This is a genomic window from Streptomyces sp. NPDC003393, from assembly GCF_053589015.1.
The window spans coordinates 41,568-55,753 of record NZ_JBSFRB010000015.1 but is presented as its reverse complement, the minus strand read 5'-3'; the positions used below and the strand labels follow the sequence as shown (position 1 = coordinate 55,753).

At 72.2% G+C, this 14,186-nt stretch carries 12 protein-coding genes; 5 read left to right on the top strand and 7 right to left on the bottom strand.

Annotated elements, in window-relative coordinates; genetic code table 11:
* Window positions 1–5: 5 nt before the first annotated feature.
* On the bottom strand, window positions 6–1,370 hold the full coding sequence (locus ACWDUZ_RS17060) for a glutamine synthetase family protein (RefSeq protein WP_451632610.1): 1,365 nt from the start codon (window positions 1,368–1,370) through the stop codon (window positions 6–8).
* 88 nt (window positions 1,371–1,458) lie between these two features.
* Here ACWDUZ_RS17060 and ACWDUZ_RS17055 point away from each other — a divergent pair, with 88 nt between their 5' ends.
* Both ACWDUZ_RS17055 and ACWDUZ_RS17050 read left to right on the top strand, forming a co-directional pair.
* Window positions 1,459–2,196, top strand: coding sequence for a FadR/GntR family transcriptional regulator (locus tag ACWDUZ_RS17055; protein WP_451632609.1), 738 nt, complete (start codon window positions 1,459–1,461; stop codon window positions 2,194–2,196).
* Between the two features lie 69 nt (window positions 2,197–2,265).
* Window positions 2,266–2,961: a gamma-glutamyl-gamma-aminobutyrate hydrolase family protein gene (locus ACWDUZ_RS17050; protein ID WP_451632608.1), complete on the top strand. Its 696-nt coding sequence runs from the start codon at window positions 2,266–2,268 to the stop codon at window positions 2,959–2,961.
* A 68-nt stretch (window positions 2,962–3,029) separates the two neighbouring features.
* Here ACWDUZ_RS17050 and ACWDUZ_RS17045 read toward each other — a convergent pair whose 3' ends face one another.
* The 5 genes from ACWDUZ_RS17045 to ACWDUZ_RS17025 all read right to left on the bottom strand — a co-directional run bounded on the left by ACWDUZ_RS17045 (window position 3,030) and on the right by ACWDUZ_RS17025 (window position 9,552).
* The gene (locus ACWDUZ_RS17045; protein ID WP_451632607.1) at window positions 3,030–3,983 is read right to left on the bottom strand and encodes a LysR family transcriptional regulator; all 954 of its coding nucleotides are present in this window, start codon (window positions 3,981–3,983) and stop codon (window positions 3,030–3,032) included.
* Between the two features lie 104 nt (window positions 3,984–4,087).
* Window positions 4,088–4,819, bottom strand: coding sequence for a helical backbone metal receptor (locus ACWDUZ_RS17040; RefSeq protein ID WP_451632606.1), 732 nt, complete (start codon window positions 4,817–4,819; stop codon window positions 4,088–4,090).
* A 13-nt stretch (window positions 4,820–4,832) separates the two neighbouring features.
* Window positions 4,833–5,408: a helix-turn-helix domain-containing protein gene (locus ACWDUZ_RS17035; protein ID WP_451632605.1), complete on the bottom strand. Its 576-nt coding sequence runs from the start codon at window positions 5,406–5,408 to the stop codon at window positions 4,833–4,835.
* 441 nt (window positions 5,409–5,849) lie between these two features.
* Window positions 5,850–8,468: an ABC transporter permease/substrate binding protein gene (locus ACWDUZ_RS17030; RefSeq protein WP_451632604.1), complete on the bottom strand. Its 2,619-nt coding sequence runs from the start codon at window positions 8,466–8,468 to the stop codon at window positions 5,850–5,852.
* Window positions 8,461–9,552 carry a quaternary amine ABC transporter ATP-binding protein gene (locus ACWDUZ_RS17025; RefSeq protein WP_451632603.1) on the bottom strand — a complete coding sequence of 364 codons (1,092 nt, stop codon included), beginning with the start codon at window positions 9,550–9,552 and terminating at the stop codon, window positions 8,461–8,463. Before ACWDUZ_RS17025 ends, ACWDUZ_RS17030 begins: the two co-directional genes overlap by 8 nt.
* 165 nt (window positions 9,553–9,717) lie before the next feature.
* Between ACWDUZ_RS17025 and ACWDUZ_RS17020 the strand changes: the two genes are divergently transcribed.
* The 3 genes from ACWDUZ_RS17020 to ACWDUZ_RS17010 all read left to right on the top strand — a co-directional run bounded on the left by ACWDUZ_RS17020 (window position 9,718) and on the right by ACWDUZ_RS17010 (window position 12,632).
* Window positions 9,718–10,647, top strand: coding sequence for a 5'-3' exonuclease (locus ACWDUZ_RS17020; protein ID WP_451632602.1), 930 nt, complete (start codon window positions 9,718–9,720; stop codon window positions 10,645–10,647).
* 106 nt (window positions 10,648–10,753) lie between these two features.
* Window positions 10,754–11,599: a siderophore-interacting protein gene (locus ACWDUZ_RS17015; protein ID WP_451632601.1), complete on the top strand. Its 846-nt coding sequence runs from the start codon at window positions 10,754–10,756 to the stop codon at window positions 11,597–11,599.
* 52 nt (window positions 11,600–11,651) lie between these two features.
* Window positions 11,652–12,632 (top strand): RluA family pseudouridine synthase, encoded by a 981-nt coding sequence (locus ACWDUZ_RS17010; protein ID WP_451632600.1) that lies wholly within the window; start codon window positions 11,652–11,654, stop codon window positions 12,630–12,632.
* Here the strand turns inward: ACWDUZ_RS17010 and ACWDUZ_RS17005 are convergent.
* Window positions 12,626–14,161, bottom strand: a complete 1,536-nt coding sequence (locus ACWDUZ_RS17005) for a cytochrome P450 (protein ID WP_451632599.1) — start codon at window positions 14,159–14,161, stop codon at window positions 12,626–12,628. The genes ACWDUZ_RS17010 and ACWDUZ_RS17005 overlap by 7 nt on opposite strands.
* Window positions 14,162–14,186: the final 25 nt, after the last annotated feature.

Here is a 14,186-nt window from a genome sequence, read left to right as displayed (position 1 = left end):
AGGCCTCACATGCGTTCGAAGGAGCGGCGCAGCTCCCAGTCGGTGACGGCGGCGTCGAAGGCGTCCAGTTCGACGCGGGCCATGTTGCGGTAGTGCGCGACCACCTCGTCGCCGAAGGCGGCCTTGGCGAGGGGGCTGTTCTCCCACAGTTCGGCGGCCTCGCGCAGGGTGGTGGGGACGTGCTCGTAGTCGGCGGCGTAGGCGTTGCCCGGGCACGGGTCGGGCAGGGGCAGCTTCTGCTCCAGGCCGTGCAGGCCCGCCGCCACCAGTGCGGCGACCGCCAGGTGCGGGTTGACGTCGCCGCCGGGCAGGCGGTTCTCGAAGCGCAGGGAGCGGCCGTGGCCGACGACGCGAAGGGCGCAGGTGCGGTTGTCGTGCCCCCAGGCGACGGCGGTCGGCGCGAACGAGCCGGGCTGGAACCGCTTGTAGGAGTTGATGTTCGGGGCGTAGAGGAGGGAGAAGTCGCGCAGCGCGGCGAGCTGTCCGGCGAGGAAGTGCCGCATGAGTTCGGACATGCCGTCCTCGCCCTTGCCCGCCATGGTGTTGGCGCCGTCGGCGTCGGCGAGGGAGAGGTGGATGTGGCAGGAGTTGCCCTCGCGCTCGTTGTACTTGGCCATGAAGGTGATCGAGACGCCCTCCTGGGCGGCGATCTCCTTGGCGCCGGTCTTGTAGACCGCGTGCTGGTCGCAGGTGACGAGGGCCTCGTCGTAGCGGAAGGCGATCTCGTGCTGGCCGGGGTTGCACTCGCCCTTGGCGGACTCGACGGTGAGGCCGGCGCCGGCCATGTCGTTGCGCAGGCGGCGCAGCAGCGGCTCGATCCGGCCGGTGCCGAGGATCGAGTAGTCGACGTTGTACCGGTTGGCCGGGGTGAGCCCGCGGTAGCCGGCGTCCCAGGCCTGTTCGTAGGTGTCCTGGAAGACGATGAACTCCAGCTCGGTGCCGACCTGGGCGGTCAGGCCGTGTTCGGCGAGGCGGTCCAGCTGGCGGCGCAGGATCTGGCGGGGCGCGGCGGCGACCGGTGAGCCGTCGTTCCAGGCGAGGTCGGCGACGACCAGGGCGGTGCCCGGGTGCCAGGGGACGCGGCGCAGCGTGGACAGGTCCGGGCGCATGGCGAAGTCGCCGTAGCCGCGGTCCCAGGAGGACATGGCGTAGCCGTCGACGGTGTTCATGTCGGTGTCGACGGCGAGGAGGTAGTTGCAGCCCTCGGTGCCGTGGTGGAGGACCTCGTCGAGGAAGAACCTGGCGGCGAACCGCTTGCCCTGGAGCCGCCCCTGCATGTCGGGGAAGGCCAAAACCACCGTGTCGATCTCTCCGCCTCCGACCAGGGCGTGCAGTTCCTCTACGGCGAGCGGGGGTGTGCGGTCTGCCACGGGCGAGCCTCCTCGGGGCTTCATCGACCGGCGCCGGGAGCCATAAGGTATTGCCGGGAACCATTGCCTGGGAAGGGGGCGCGACCGGATGGCGCGGGACACGGGCGTGGATGGGCCGGGCGACCGGCTCACGGCGGTGCTGCGGCCGGTGCGGGCGGGCAACGGTTTCGAGGAGGCCCTGGAGCAGGTGCTCCAGGTGGTGCGGCTCGGCCTGGTGCCGGCCGGCGGACGGCTGCCCGCGGAGCGGGAGCTGGCGGAGCGGCTGGGGATCAGCCGGGTGACGCTGCGCGAGGTGCTGAAGGTGCTCCAGGAGCAGGGGCTTGTCCAGGCGCGGCGCGGGCGCTACGGCGGCACGTTCGTGCTGCCCCGCGCGGACGCGGGCGGGGGCGACGAGCTGCGGCGCCGGGTCGCCGGTGTGGACATCGAGGACGTGCTGCGCTTCCGCGAGGTGCTGGAGGTCGGCGCGGCGGGGCTGTGCGCGGCGCAGGGGCCGGCCGGGGAGCGGGCACAGCGGCTGCGCGGGGCGCTGGAGCGCACGTACGACGCGCCCCTGGCGGAGTACCGGCGGCTGGACACACTGCTGCACCTGACGCTCGCCGACCTGTGCGGCTCGCCGAGCCTCGCCGCGCAGTACGCGGCGGTCCGGGCCACGGTGAACGACCTGCTGGACTGCATACCCCTGCTCGTGCGCAACCTGGAGCACTCCCAGCGCCAGCACATCGCGCTGGTGGAGGCGGTGCTGGAGGGGGACGCGGACGGGGCCCGGGAGATCACGCGCGAGCACTGCGCGGGCACGGCAGCGCTGCTGCGGGGCTTTCTGACGTGACGCAGGAGTCCGCAAAGGTATGGAGGCGCACCTTTGTGGAGCACATCCTCACGGGTCTGGGAGGACCGTATGACCGCAGGACGACCGCTGATCGGCATCAGCACCTACCTGGAGGCCGGTACGCGCTGGGGCGTGTGGGAGCTGGACGCGGCGCTGTTGCCGGCCGGCTATCCACGGCTGGTGCAGCGGGCGGGCGGCCTCGCCGCGATGCTGCCGCCGGACCTGCCGGAGCGGGCGGCGTCGGCCGTGGCCCGGCTGGACGGACTGGTGATCGCGGGCGGTCCGGACGTCGAGCCGGTGCGCTACGGCGCCGAGCCGGACCCCCGTACGGGGCCGCCCGCCCGCGCCCGGGACGCCTGGGAGCTCGCCCTGATCGAGGCCGCCCTGAGCGCGCGGGTTCCGCTGCTCGGCATCTGCCGGGGCATGCAACTGCTGAACGTCGCCCTCGGCGGCACCCTGGTCCAGCACCTGGACGGGCACGCCGAGGTCGTCGGCGTCTTCGGCGACCACCCCGTCACACCGGTCCCCGGCACCCGCTACGCCGCGGCGGTCCCGGAGGAGACGTCCGTTCCGACCTACCACCACCAGGCCGTCGACCGTCTGGGCAAGGGTCTGATCGCCTCGGCCCACGCCCCGGACCGCACCGTCGAGGCCCTCGAACCGCCGTCCGGCGGCCACTGGGTGCTCGGAGTCCAGTGGCACCCGGAGATGGGCGAGGACCTCCGCGTCATGCACCACCTGATCACCGCGGCCACCGCTTCCTGAGACGCCCGCCGGCCGCGAGGGGCCCATGCCGCCTCAGAAGGCGCGCGGGTGCCGCGCGCCCGCTCCGCTCAGCCGGTTCCCGACCGGGTCAGGGCGAGGAGGTCGCGGGCCGGGCCCGCCGGCCGGTGGCCGGTGGTCCAGACGGCGCGCAGGTCGCGGCGGAGGGCCATGCCGTCCACCGGGACGGTCACCAGGCGGCGCAGGGAGAGTTCCTCGCCGACCGCCAGTTCGCTCAGAACCGCCGGTCCCGCCCCGCTCACCGCCGAGGCCTTCACCGCCGTGGTGGAGGACAGCTCGATCAGCGGGCGCGCCAGGCCGCCCAGCGCGGCGTCCAGGACCTGCCGTGTCCCGGAGCCCGTCTCCCGCAGGATCAGCGGGGTCGAGGCGAGTTCCGCCGCATCCAGCGGGCGCCGGCGGCGGGCCCACGGGTGCGCCGGTGCGGTCACCACGATCAGCCGGTCGTGCGCGATGACCACGGAGTCCAGTCCGGCGGGCACGGTCAGCCCCTCCACGAACCCGAGGTCCGCCTCACCCGCCAGCAGCCGCTCGGCGACCATCGCCGAGTTCCCGGCGAGCAGCGAGACGGCCGTGTCCGGGCGGTGCGCCCGCAGCGCGATCAGCCAGCCGGGCAGCAGATACTCCGCGATCGTCATGCTCGCCGCCACCCTCAGCCGCGAGTCCCGCCGGTCCCGCAGGGCCTGGGCGCCCGCGTCGAAGGCCTCCGCCGCCTCCACGACCCGCCGCGCCCAGTCCGTCACCAGTGCGCCCGCGTCCGTCAGCCGTGAGCCGCGCGGCGAGCGGTCCACCAGCGCCAGCCCCAGCTGCCGCTCCATGGAGCGGATCCGGCTGCTCGCCGCCGGCTGGGTGATGCCCAGCTCCCGGGCCGCCCCGCCCAGGCTGCCCAGCCGGGCCACGGCCAGCAGCAGCTCCAGCGCGCCCAGATCCGGAACCCGGTGGGCCAGCGACACGGCCACGGACGGCCGACCGGCTCCGGTCCCCGAGTTCACACCCGCGTTCCCCATAAACCCAGCTTATGTCCCGCGGCGACGAAGCCCTGGGTGGGGCCCGACCTGCGCAGACCCCGACGCCCTGCCCGGCACACCGACCGTGGACCGGACCGCACCGGTCAGCGGCTCGCCGCCCGCAGCGCCCGCGCCAGCACCCGCGGAGCCTCGGCCAGCGACGGCCCGTACCACGTCAGGAGCCGCCCGCTGACCAGCGCGCACGGCAGCCCGGGGAAGGCCTCCGGACCGTCGCCCGCGGTGAAGCGGTACGGCTCGTCGGGCAGGACGACGACGTCCGGCGCCGCCGCCCGCAGCTCCTCCACCGGGATGCGCGGGTAGCGCTCGGCGTGATGGGCGTACAGATGGTCGACGCCGAGGCGGGCGAGGACGTCACCGGCGAAGGTGTCCCGGCCCAGCACCATCCACGGGCGGCGCCAGACCGGCACGATCGCGGTCGTGCGGCGCCCGGCGCCCTCGTGCACCGGCGGCGCGGACCACACGGCCTCCGCCTCGTCCAGCCATCGCGGCCGGGCCGCCGCCCCGCACGCCGCCAGGACCCGTGCCAGTTCCCGGAAGCCCTGTGGCACGTCCCGCACTTCGGTCACCAGCACCTCCAGGCCGGCCGCGCGCAGGACGTCGAGGTCCGGTGCCCGGTTCTCCTCCTCGTTGGCGATCACCAGGTCGGGGGCGAGGGAGACGATCCGGTCGACGTCGGGGTTCTTGGTGCCGCCGACACGGACCACGTCCAGGTCCGCCGGCCGGACGCACCACCGGGTGGCACCGACCAGGACGCCGGGCAGCGTCGCGGCGACCGCCTCGGTCAGCGAGGGCACCAGAGAGACGACCCTCGTCACCGTGTCTCTCTCCTCACCGTGTCCGGTCCTGCACCGCCTCGATGTGCTCCGCGACCGCGACCACGATCACCCGGGTGTCGGGCACGGCCGCCCGCCAGCGGTGGCGGACCCCGCCGGTCAGATACATGGTGTCGCCGCGCGCCAGCCGGTAGGCGCGGCCCTCCGCCTCTATCTCCACCGCGCCGTCGGCGACGTACATCAGCTCGTCGTTGCGGTGCTGGAACTCGCGGCCCGCGTCGTGGTCGCCGATGAACTCCGAGGCGTGCAGCTGATGGTGGCCGCGCACCAGGGACCGCACCCGGGGTTCGGGCTCCAGCTCGGGGATCTCGGTGAGTTCGGCCCGTACGACGTCGACGCTGCACGCCGGGTCCGCCGCCGCCAGCAGTTCCACGGCGGTGGTGCGCAGGGCGTCGGCGACCTTCTCCAGGGAGCTCCTGCTGGGACGGGCCCTGTCGTTCTCGACCTGACTCAGGAAGGGCACCGACAGGCCGCTGCGCTCGGCCACGACGGCGAGGGTGAGGTCCAGCGCGCGACGCCGCCGCCGCACGGCCGCGCCCACTCGAAGGGACTGCTCTTTGTGGTCGCCCATCGCTCCGGCTCCCTCCTTCGCTCGTCGTTCCCGATCGTCGCCGCGTCAGCGGTCGGCGGGCCCGGTACGGGCCCCCGTCCGGACGCGGTACTCCTGATGACTTGTCTGCACCCTACGCATGTTCGGCAAACCGTTTCACGCCGCCGTCACATCCCCGCGAGACGGCAGGGCCGCGGACCCCATGGTTCGCGCCAGCGGTCCGGCCCCGCCCGGTGGCCGCCGTGCGGCCCCCGCGGCGGATCGGCGCCGGTGAGGTCTTCCGCGAGCCCACGGGCCCTTGATCCCAGGGTAGAGGGGTGGCTCTCCGTGGTTGTCCGGATTCCTACCGTGCGCACCTGACGCGCACGTCAGCGGGGCGGGCCCCTCCCACGGCGTCAGGACCGTGGAAGGGGCCCGCCCCTCAGGTGTACGACTCTCAGGCGCACGGCGCGACAGCGACGGCTACCCGGAGGTCATCCGCTGCTCGACGTCCGGGTGCTGCTTCAGCCAGGCGTCGACCGCCTGGTCCTCGTGTCCCTGACCGCGCTTGTTGATCTCGCTCTCCAGGCTGCCGAGCTCGCCCTCGCTCATCCTGAAGTTCTTGATCCACTCGGTGAGCCGCGGGTACTGCTCGGGGAACTTCTTGCTGGACACCGTGCGGATGGTGTTGCCCACGCCGAACAGCTTCTTGTCGTCCTTCAGCTTGGTGAGGTCGTAGCGGCTGTACGCCCAGTGCGGCGACCACAGCACGACGGCCACGGGCTGCTTCTTGGCGTACGCGCGCTTGAGCTCGGCCAGCATCGCGGGCGTGGAACCGTCGACGACCTTGTACTCCTTGTCCAGGCCGTAGCCGGGCAGGACCTTGCTCTTGAGCAGGTTCATCTCACCGGTGCCGGCCTCGATGCCGATGATCTTCCCGTCGAACAGGTCCGACTTGCCCTTGAGGTCCTCCAGGGACTTCACGTCCTTGACGTAGGACGGGACGGCGATCTCCAGGGAGGTCGGCTGGTACCAGGTGCCGAGGTCCGTCAGCTTGTCCTTGCTCTGGTCCCAGTAGTTCTTCTGGGCGTACGGCAGCCAGGCGTCGAAGTTGAGGTCGATGTCGCCGCCGGCCAGTCCGGTGTAGACGGGGCCGACGTCCATCTGCTTCAGGTTCAGCTTGTAGCCGCGGGCCTCCAGGACGTGCTTCCACAGGCGGGTGACGGCGATGTCCTCGTCCCAGGGGAACCAGGCCACGTTCAACGTGCGCTTGGCCTCGGCCGGCTTGGCGCCGGAGCCGCCGGGCAGCGGGGCCAGCTTGTCGACGACGCCCGGGTTGGCCTTGAGCCACGTACGCACGGCGTCCTGCTGGCGACCCTTGCCCGCCTTGTTGATCTCGGCCTCCAGGCTGGTGAGCTGCTTCTCGTCCAGCTTGAAGTTCTTCAGCCAGGCGCCGACGACCGGGTTGTCGGCCGTGAAGCCCTTGCGGGCCAGCGTGTGCACGCCGTCCCCCTCGCCCCAGGCGCCCTTGGGGTCCTTCAGCTTCTTCAGGGAGTAGTCGTTGTACGCCCAGTGCGGCGACCAGAGCGTGACGACGATCGGTTCCTTCTTGCTGTAGGCGCGCTTGAGCTCGGCCAGCATCGCGGGCGTGGAGCTGTCGACGACCTTGTACTCCTTGTCCAGGCCGTAGTCCTTGAGGACCTTGCTCTTCAGCAGGGCCATCTCGCCCGCGCTGGACTCGATGCCGGTGATCTTCCCGCCGAAGAGGGAGGCCTTGCCCTTGAGGTCGTCGAGCGAGTCGACGTTCTTCATGTACGACGGCACGGACAGCTCCAGTGACGTCGGGCCGTACCAGGACCCGAGGTCGTCGAGCTGCTTGCCGTACTTCTTCCAGTACTGGGCGTGGGTCGTGGGCAGCCAGGAGTCGGTCTCGAAGTCGACGCCGCCCTGGGCGAGCGAGGTGTACAGCGGGCCCGCGTCGAACTGCCGCGCTTCCACCGTGTAGCCCCGCTGTTCGAGGATCTCCTTCCACAGGAAGGTGGAGGCGACGCCCTCGTCCCAGGGGATGTAGCCGATGGTGAGCTTCTTGCCCTTGCCGACGTTCTTGCCGTCGACGGCGACCGTGGAGCCGGAGCCGCTGCCGCCGAAGAGGCCCATGCCGCCCGCGACCAGGGCGAGGACGACGACCCCGACCACGGCGATCTGCGGGCGCGGCCGGTAGGACCAGATCTTCAGGCCCTGCACGGCCCGCGCCTTGGCGGCGGCGCGCCGGCCGAGCGGGGAGACCTGGGTGCCCAGGGCGCTGGTCATGCGGTCGAGGTAGATCGCGAGGATCACGATGGCGACGCCGGACTCGGAACCCAGGCCGACGTTGAGCTGGCCGATGGCCTCGTTGACGTCGCCGCCGAGGCCGCCGGTGCCGACCATGCCGGCGATCGCGGCCATGGACAGACCGAGCATGATCACCTGGTTGACGCCGGCCATGACGGTGGGCAGTGCCAGCGGCAACTGGACCCTCAGCAGGGTGCTGCGGGGCGTGGTGCCGAACGCCTCGGCGGCCTCCACCAGCTCCGCGTCGACCTGCCGGATGCCCAGCTCCGTCATGCGCACACCGGGGGCGAGCGCGAAGATCAGGGTGGCGACGATGCCGGCGGAGCTGCCGGTGCCGAAGAACAGGATCGCCGGGATGAGGTAGACCATCGCCGGCAGCGTCTGCATGAGGTCGAGGAACGGCCTGACCACGGCGCTGACCCGGTCGGAACGCGCCGCCCAGATGCCGACCGGCACCGAGATCACCAGCGCGATGATCGTGGCGACCAGGACGAGCGCCAGTGTGATCATCGCGTCGTCCCACAGTTCGAGGGAGTCGATGAAGGCGAATCCCGCGAAGGCGAGGACGCCGGCCAGCGTGCCGCGCAGCCAGAACGCGAGCACGGCGAAGATGCCGGCGAGCAGCAGCGGTTCGGGGGCCTGCAGCACGGCGTTGATGCCGTCGTAGGCGCCGGTGAAGACGACCTTGAAGAAGTCGAAGAGCCAGGACACGTGGTCCAGCAGCCAGTCGACCGCGGAGTTGACCCAGTCGCCGAGCGGAATCCTAGGCACGGGCCACCTCCTTCTCGCCGCCCTTGCCCCGCGGGGCGTCGCAGGCCGCGGGGGTGGCGCCCTCGTCGTCGCCGAGGAAGCCGATCAGACGCTGCCGCGGAACCACCCCGACGAGGGTGCGGTGCTCGTCCAGCACGGCCACGGGGTGGGACACCCGGGCGCTGATCGCGCACAGCTCGCCGAACGGGGTGTGCGTCTGCGCCGTCTCGCAGCCGCAGTCCGCCTCGTCGCCGCGCACGTCGCGGTCCATGACCGATTCCGCGGTGAGCACCCGGGACCGGTCGACGTCCCGGGTGAAGGAGGCGACGTAGTCGTCGGCGGGACGGAGCAGGATGTCCTCGGCGGTGCCGTTCTGCACGATCCGGCCGTCCCGCATGACGGCGATACGGTCGCCCAGACGCATGGCCTCGTTGAGGTCGTGGGTGATGAAGACGATCGTCTTCTTCAGGGTCTGCTGCAGCTGGAGGAGCTGGTCCTGCATGTCGCGGCGGATCAGCGGGTCCAGGGCGCTGAAGGACTCGTCCATCAGCAGCAGGTCGGCGTCGGTGGCCAGCGCGCGGGCCAGGCCCACGCGCTGTTGCATGCCGCCGGAGAGCTCGTCGGGCCAGGAGGTCTCCCAGCCGGCCAGGCCGCACAGAGCGAGCGCCTCGTCGGCGCGGCGTGCGCGCTCGGCGCGGGGCACGCCCTGCACTTCCAGGCCGTAGGCGGCGTTCTCACGGACGCTGCGGTGCGGGAAGAGCGCGAAGTGCTGGAAGACCATGCTGATCTTCTTGGAGCGCACCTCGCGCAGGTCGCGGTCGCTGAGCGCGGTCAGGTCCTGGCCGTCGAAGCGCACGTGTCCGGCGGTCGGCTCCAGGAGCCCGTTCAGCATCCGCAGGAGCGTGGACTTGCCGGAGCCGGACAGTCCCATCACGACGAAGATCTGACCGGGGTCCACCGTGAAGGAGGCGTCGATGACGGCCGCGGTGGTGCCGTCGGCGCGTAGCTCCTCGCGGTCGGCGCCTTGCCGGAGCCTCTCCACCGCCTCGTCCGGTCGTCTGCCGAACACCTTGTACAGATGTTCCGTCTCAAGCCTGGATGACACGCGTACCTCTCGTGGTGGGGGACAGGACAGATGCGAAGGATCAGTAACAGTTGAATAACGCAACTACCTTTGCTCGGCCGCGCGCCTGCCCAGGTCACCACGGGGCAAACACAAAAGTGGCCCGCCTCACACCGAGCGCTGTGACCGTCAGTGCCGTACGGCATGATGCGAGACGTGACCGGACGACTGATGCTCCTCGACACCGCCTCCCTCTACTTCCGCGCATATTTCGGCGTCCCGGAGTCGATCAAGGCCCCGGACGGCACGCCGGTGAACGCCGTGCGCGGACTGCTCGACTTCATCGACCGCCTCGTCAAGGACCACCACCCCGACCACCTGGTGGCCTGCATGGACGCGGACTGGCGGCCCCGGTGGCGGGTGGAGCTGATCCCCTCCTACAAGGCGCACCGCGTCGCCGAGGAGCACGCCGGCGGGCCGGACGAGGAGGAGGTGCCCGACACCCTCTCCCCGCAGGTCCCGGTCATCGAAGCGGTCCTGGACGCGATCGGCATCGCACGGGTCGGCGTCGAGGGGTACGAGGCGGACGACGTGATCGGCACCTACACCGCCCGGGCGAGCGGCCCGGTCGACATCGTCACCGGCGACCGGGACCTGTACCAGTTGGTGGACGACGCGCGCGGGGTGCGGGTGCTGTACCCGGTCAAGGGCGTGGGCACGCTGCAGACCACCGACGAGGCGGTGCTGCGGGAAAAGTATGGGGTCGACGGCAGCGGGTACGCGGACCTGGCGCTGCTGCGCGGCGACCCGAGCGACGGACTGCCGGGCGTGCCCGGCATCGGGGAGAAGACGGCGGCCCGGCTGCTCGCCGAGTTCGGCGACCTGGCCGGGATCCTGGCGGCCGTCGACGACCCTGAGTCCCGGCTCACACCGTCCCAGCGCAAGCGGCTCGACGAGGCGCGGCCGTATCTCGCGGTGGCGCCGACGGTCGTGCGGGTCGCCGCCGACGTCCCGCTGCCGGACGTCGGCACCGAGCTGCCGCGCGCCCCGCGCGATGCGGCGGCGCTGGAGGAACTGGCCGGCCGCTGGGGCCTGGGAGGCTCCCTCCAGCGGCTGCTCGGCACGCTGACAGCGTGACGGCGAAAGCGTCGCCGCGGGCTCATGAAGCGGACGAAGAAAGGATGTTCACCGACGGAAGGTGATAACTTAGGTAAGCCTAAGCACGGGGAACAGGGAGGCAGCAATGGCAGAACGTCCGGCGCGCAGGCCGCGCAGGATGCACACCGCGCAGGTCGTCCGCACCGAACGGCTGACTCCGCACATGCAGCGCGTGGTGCTCGGCGGGGAGGGTCTGGCCGGCTTCTCGGCCGACACCTGCACCGACCACTACGTGAAGCTGCTGTTCCCCGCCGACGGCGTCACCTACCCCGAGCCGTTCGACATGGAGCGGATCCGCGCGGAGTTCCCGCGCGAGCAGTGGCCGGTGACCCGGACGTACACCGTGCGCGCCTGGGACGCCGCGCACCTCGAGCTGACCCTGGACTTCGTGGTCCACGGCGACGAGGGCCTGGCCGGCCCCTGGTCGCTGTTGGTCCGGCCCGGCGAGACGGTGCGTTTCATGGGCCCCGGCGGCGCCTACGCCCCGGACGCGGGCGCCGACTGGCATCTGCTCGCCGGTGACGAGAGCGCTCTGCCGGCGATCGCCCGCTCCCTGGAGGCGCTGCCCTCGGGCGCGCGGGCACACGCCTTCGTCGAGGTCGCCGGTCCCGAGGAGGAGCAGAAGATCGGCTCCGATGTCGACGTGGTCTGGTTGCACCGCGGAAACCGGCCGGTCGGCGAGGCGCTCGTGGCGGCGGTCAGGGCGCTGGAGTTCCCCGAGGGCCGGGTGCACGCGTTCGTGCACGGCGAGGCCGGTTTCGTCAAGGAACTGCGCCGGCTGCTGCGGGTGGAGCACGGGATCCCGCGTGAGGACCTGTCGATCTCCGGCTACTGGCGCCTCGGCCACAACGAGGACGGCTGGCAGGCCTCCAAGCGGGAGTGGAACGCCCGGATCGAGGCGGAGCAGGAGAGCGCGGCGCCGGCCGCGTGAGGCACACCACCTCGCGACCGCACCCACCCCGCCACCTCGTAGGCTTCGGTCGATGAGACGCAGGACCCGCACCCCACCCGCTCCCCTGCCCCAACGGCGCGGGGTGGACCCGGTGCGGGTGCGGCTGCCCGCCCAGGGGGCGTGGGCCACCGTGCGGGAGCATCTGGTGGAGCGGCTGTCGGCGGCCGGGCCCGGCGTGATCGAGGCGATGTTCGAGGCCGGGCGGATCGTCGGGGCGGACGGACGGGCGGTCGCCTACGACGCGCCGTACGAGCCCGGGATGTTCGTGTGGTTCCACCGGGATCTGCCCGCCGAGGTGCCGGTGCCGTTCCCGCTGGAGGTGGTCCACCGGGACGAGCACCTGGTCGTCGTGGACAAGCCGCACTTCCTGGCCACCACCCCGCGCGGCATGCACGTCGCCGAGACCGCGCTGGCGCGGCTGCGGCGCGAGCTGGGCATCGCGACGCTCGGCGCCGCCCACCGTCTGGACCGGCTCACCGCCGGTCTGGTGCTGTTCACGGTGCGCCCCGAGGAGCGCGGCGCGTACCAGACGCTGTTCCGTGACCGCCGGGTGCGCAAGGAGTACGAGGCCGTCGCGCCGTACGACCCGCGGCTCGCCCTGCCCCGGACGGTCCGCAGCCGGATCGTGAAGGAGCGTGGGGTGCCTGCCGCCCGGGAGGTCCCGGGCGAGCCGAACGCCGTGACGCGGGTGGAGCTGGCCGAGCATCGTGCGGACGGCCTCGCCCGGTACCGGCTGGTGCCCGGCACCGGGCAGACGCATCAGCTCCGGGTGCACATGAGCGCGCTGGGCGTGCCGATCCTCGGCGATCCGCTCTATCCGGTGGTGACCGGCCCCGTCCCGCCCGGCGACTTCCGGCGCCCGCTGCAACTGCTCGCGCGGGAGCTGGAGTTCACCGATCCGGTGACGGGGGCGGCCCGCCGTTTCCGCAGCGCCCGCACGCTCGACGCCTGGTCCGGCGCCACCGGGTGGGCGAGCCACCCGCCGGCGGACCGGACCGGGAGCGGTCAGTAGCCGCGCCACCAGCGCAGGAACCGCTGCCAGGCGCCCAGGGGGCGGCCGTGCCCGCCGGCCTCGCCGCTGCCCGCGGGCGCGGGTGGTACGGCTTCGGGCGGTGCGGGCCAGGGTGGCCGCGCGGGTGACGCCGCACCCGGGGACACGGGCGCCGGGGCGGGCGGCTCCGATTCCGCCCGTACGGTGCCGATCTCCCAGGCGGCACGCGGCTGCGGCACCGGCATCGGGGTGTGGCTCGGCTGCGACATCACGTCCTGCTGGGGCTGCGGGGTGAACCGCACCGGCAGTGCCACCAGGTGCTGCGAGGCGATCGACTCGGTCCAGCGCAGCTCCTCCTCGGCGCAGTCCAGCTGCACGTCCGTCAGCCGCATCAGCAACTTGTCGACGCCGACGTCGGCGATGGCGCGGCCGATGTCCTGACCGGGGCACTCGTGCGGGCCGCCGCTGAACGCGAGGTGGGAGCGGTTGCCCATCATGTCGGCCGTCGGGTCGGGGCGTACCCGTGGGTCGACGTTGGCGGGTGCGATGCCCAGCAGCAGTCCGTCGCCGGCCCGGATGCGCTGGCCGCCGAGTTCCGTCTCCTGCTTGGCGAAGTAGCCGAGGATGGTGCTGAACGGCGGCTCGTCCCACAGGGACTGCTCCACCGCCTGCGGCACCGTCATCTGCCCGCCGTTGAGCTGGGCGCGGAAGCCCGGGTCGGTGAGGACCCGGCGCAGGGTGTTGGCCAGGAGGTTGGCGGTGGCCTCGTACGCCGCGATGAGCACGAGCCGCAGGTGCTGGGCCACCTCGTCGTCGCTCAGTCCGGCCGGGTGCTGGACGAGGTGGCCGGTGAAGTCCTCGTCGGGCCGGGCGCGGCGGCGGGCGACGAGCCGGCGCAGGCAGTCCATGATGTACTCGTTGCTGGCGATCGCGGTCTCGGTGCCCTTGAGCATGTCGCGGGCGGCCTGCACGATCCGGTCGTTGTACTCCTCGGGCATGCCGAGGACGTCGCACATCACCACCATCGGCAGATGCTCGGCGAACTGGTCGACGAGGTCGGCCCGGCCGGCCTCGCAGAACCTGTTCACCAGGAGCTGGGTGCCGCGGCCGATGGTGCGGCGCAGGCTGCGGTGGTCGATGGTCTTGATGACCGCGGAGACGGCGCCACGCAGCCGCTTGTGCTCGTCGCCCTCGACATAGGAGCAGATCGGCTGCCAGGCGATGTGGGGCATGAGCGGGTGGTCGGGTTTGACCATGCCGTCCTTGAGCGGCGTCCAGATGCGGCTGTCCCGGGTGAAGTGCGAGGGGGTGCGCACCATGTGCAGGTTCTCGGCGTGGCCGAGGACCACCCACATGGGCACGTCGTCGTGGAGCAGCACGGGCGCCACCGGACCGTACTTCTCGCGGAGTTGCTCGTACAGCGCCCGGAGGTCGGGTGCCTCGTGCAGCCGGTGCAGCCCCCCGGGCCCGATGCCGTGCGCGGGGCAGCCGGGGGGCGGGGCGGGCATGCGGTCGTCCGGACCGGTCAGGAACTGGGATTCAGACGTCACAGCGGTCGCTTTCGGGACGAGAGAA

Bases quoted from the DNA above. Each gene is read 5' to 3' on its own strand.
- ACWDUZ_RS17055 (WP_451632609.1), top strand. From the start codon at position 1,459: ATGGCGCGGGACACGGGCGTGGATGGGCCGGGCGACCGGCTCACGGCG.
- ACWDUZ_RS17050 (WP_451632608.1), top strand. From the start codon at position 2,266: ATGACCGCAGGACGACCGCTGATCGGCATCAGCACCTACCTGGAGGCC.
- ACWDUZ_RS17045 (WP_451632607.1), bottom strand. From the start codon at position 3,983: ATGGGGAACGCGGGTGTGAACTCGGGGACCGGAGCCGGTCGGCCGTCC.
- ACWDUZ_RS17035 (WP_451632605.1), bottom strand. From the start codon at position 5,408: ATGGGCGACCACAAAGAGCAGTCCCTTCGAGTGGGCGCGGCCGTGCGG.
- ACWDUZ_RS17020 (WP_451632602.1), top strand. From the start codon at position 9,718: ATGCGAGACGTGACCGGACGACTGATGCTCCTCGACACCGCCTCCCTC.
- ACWDUZ_RS17015 (WP_451632601.1), top strand. From the start codon at position 10,754: ATGGCAGAACGTCCGGCGCGCAGGCCGCGCAGGATGCACACCGCGCAG.
- ACWDUZ_RS17010 (WP_451632600.1), top strand. From the start codon at position 11,652: ATGAGACGCAGGACCCGCACCCCACCCGCTCCCCTGCCCCAACGGCGC.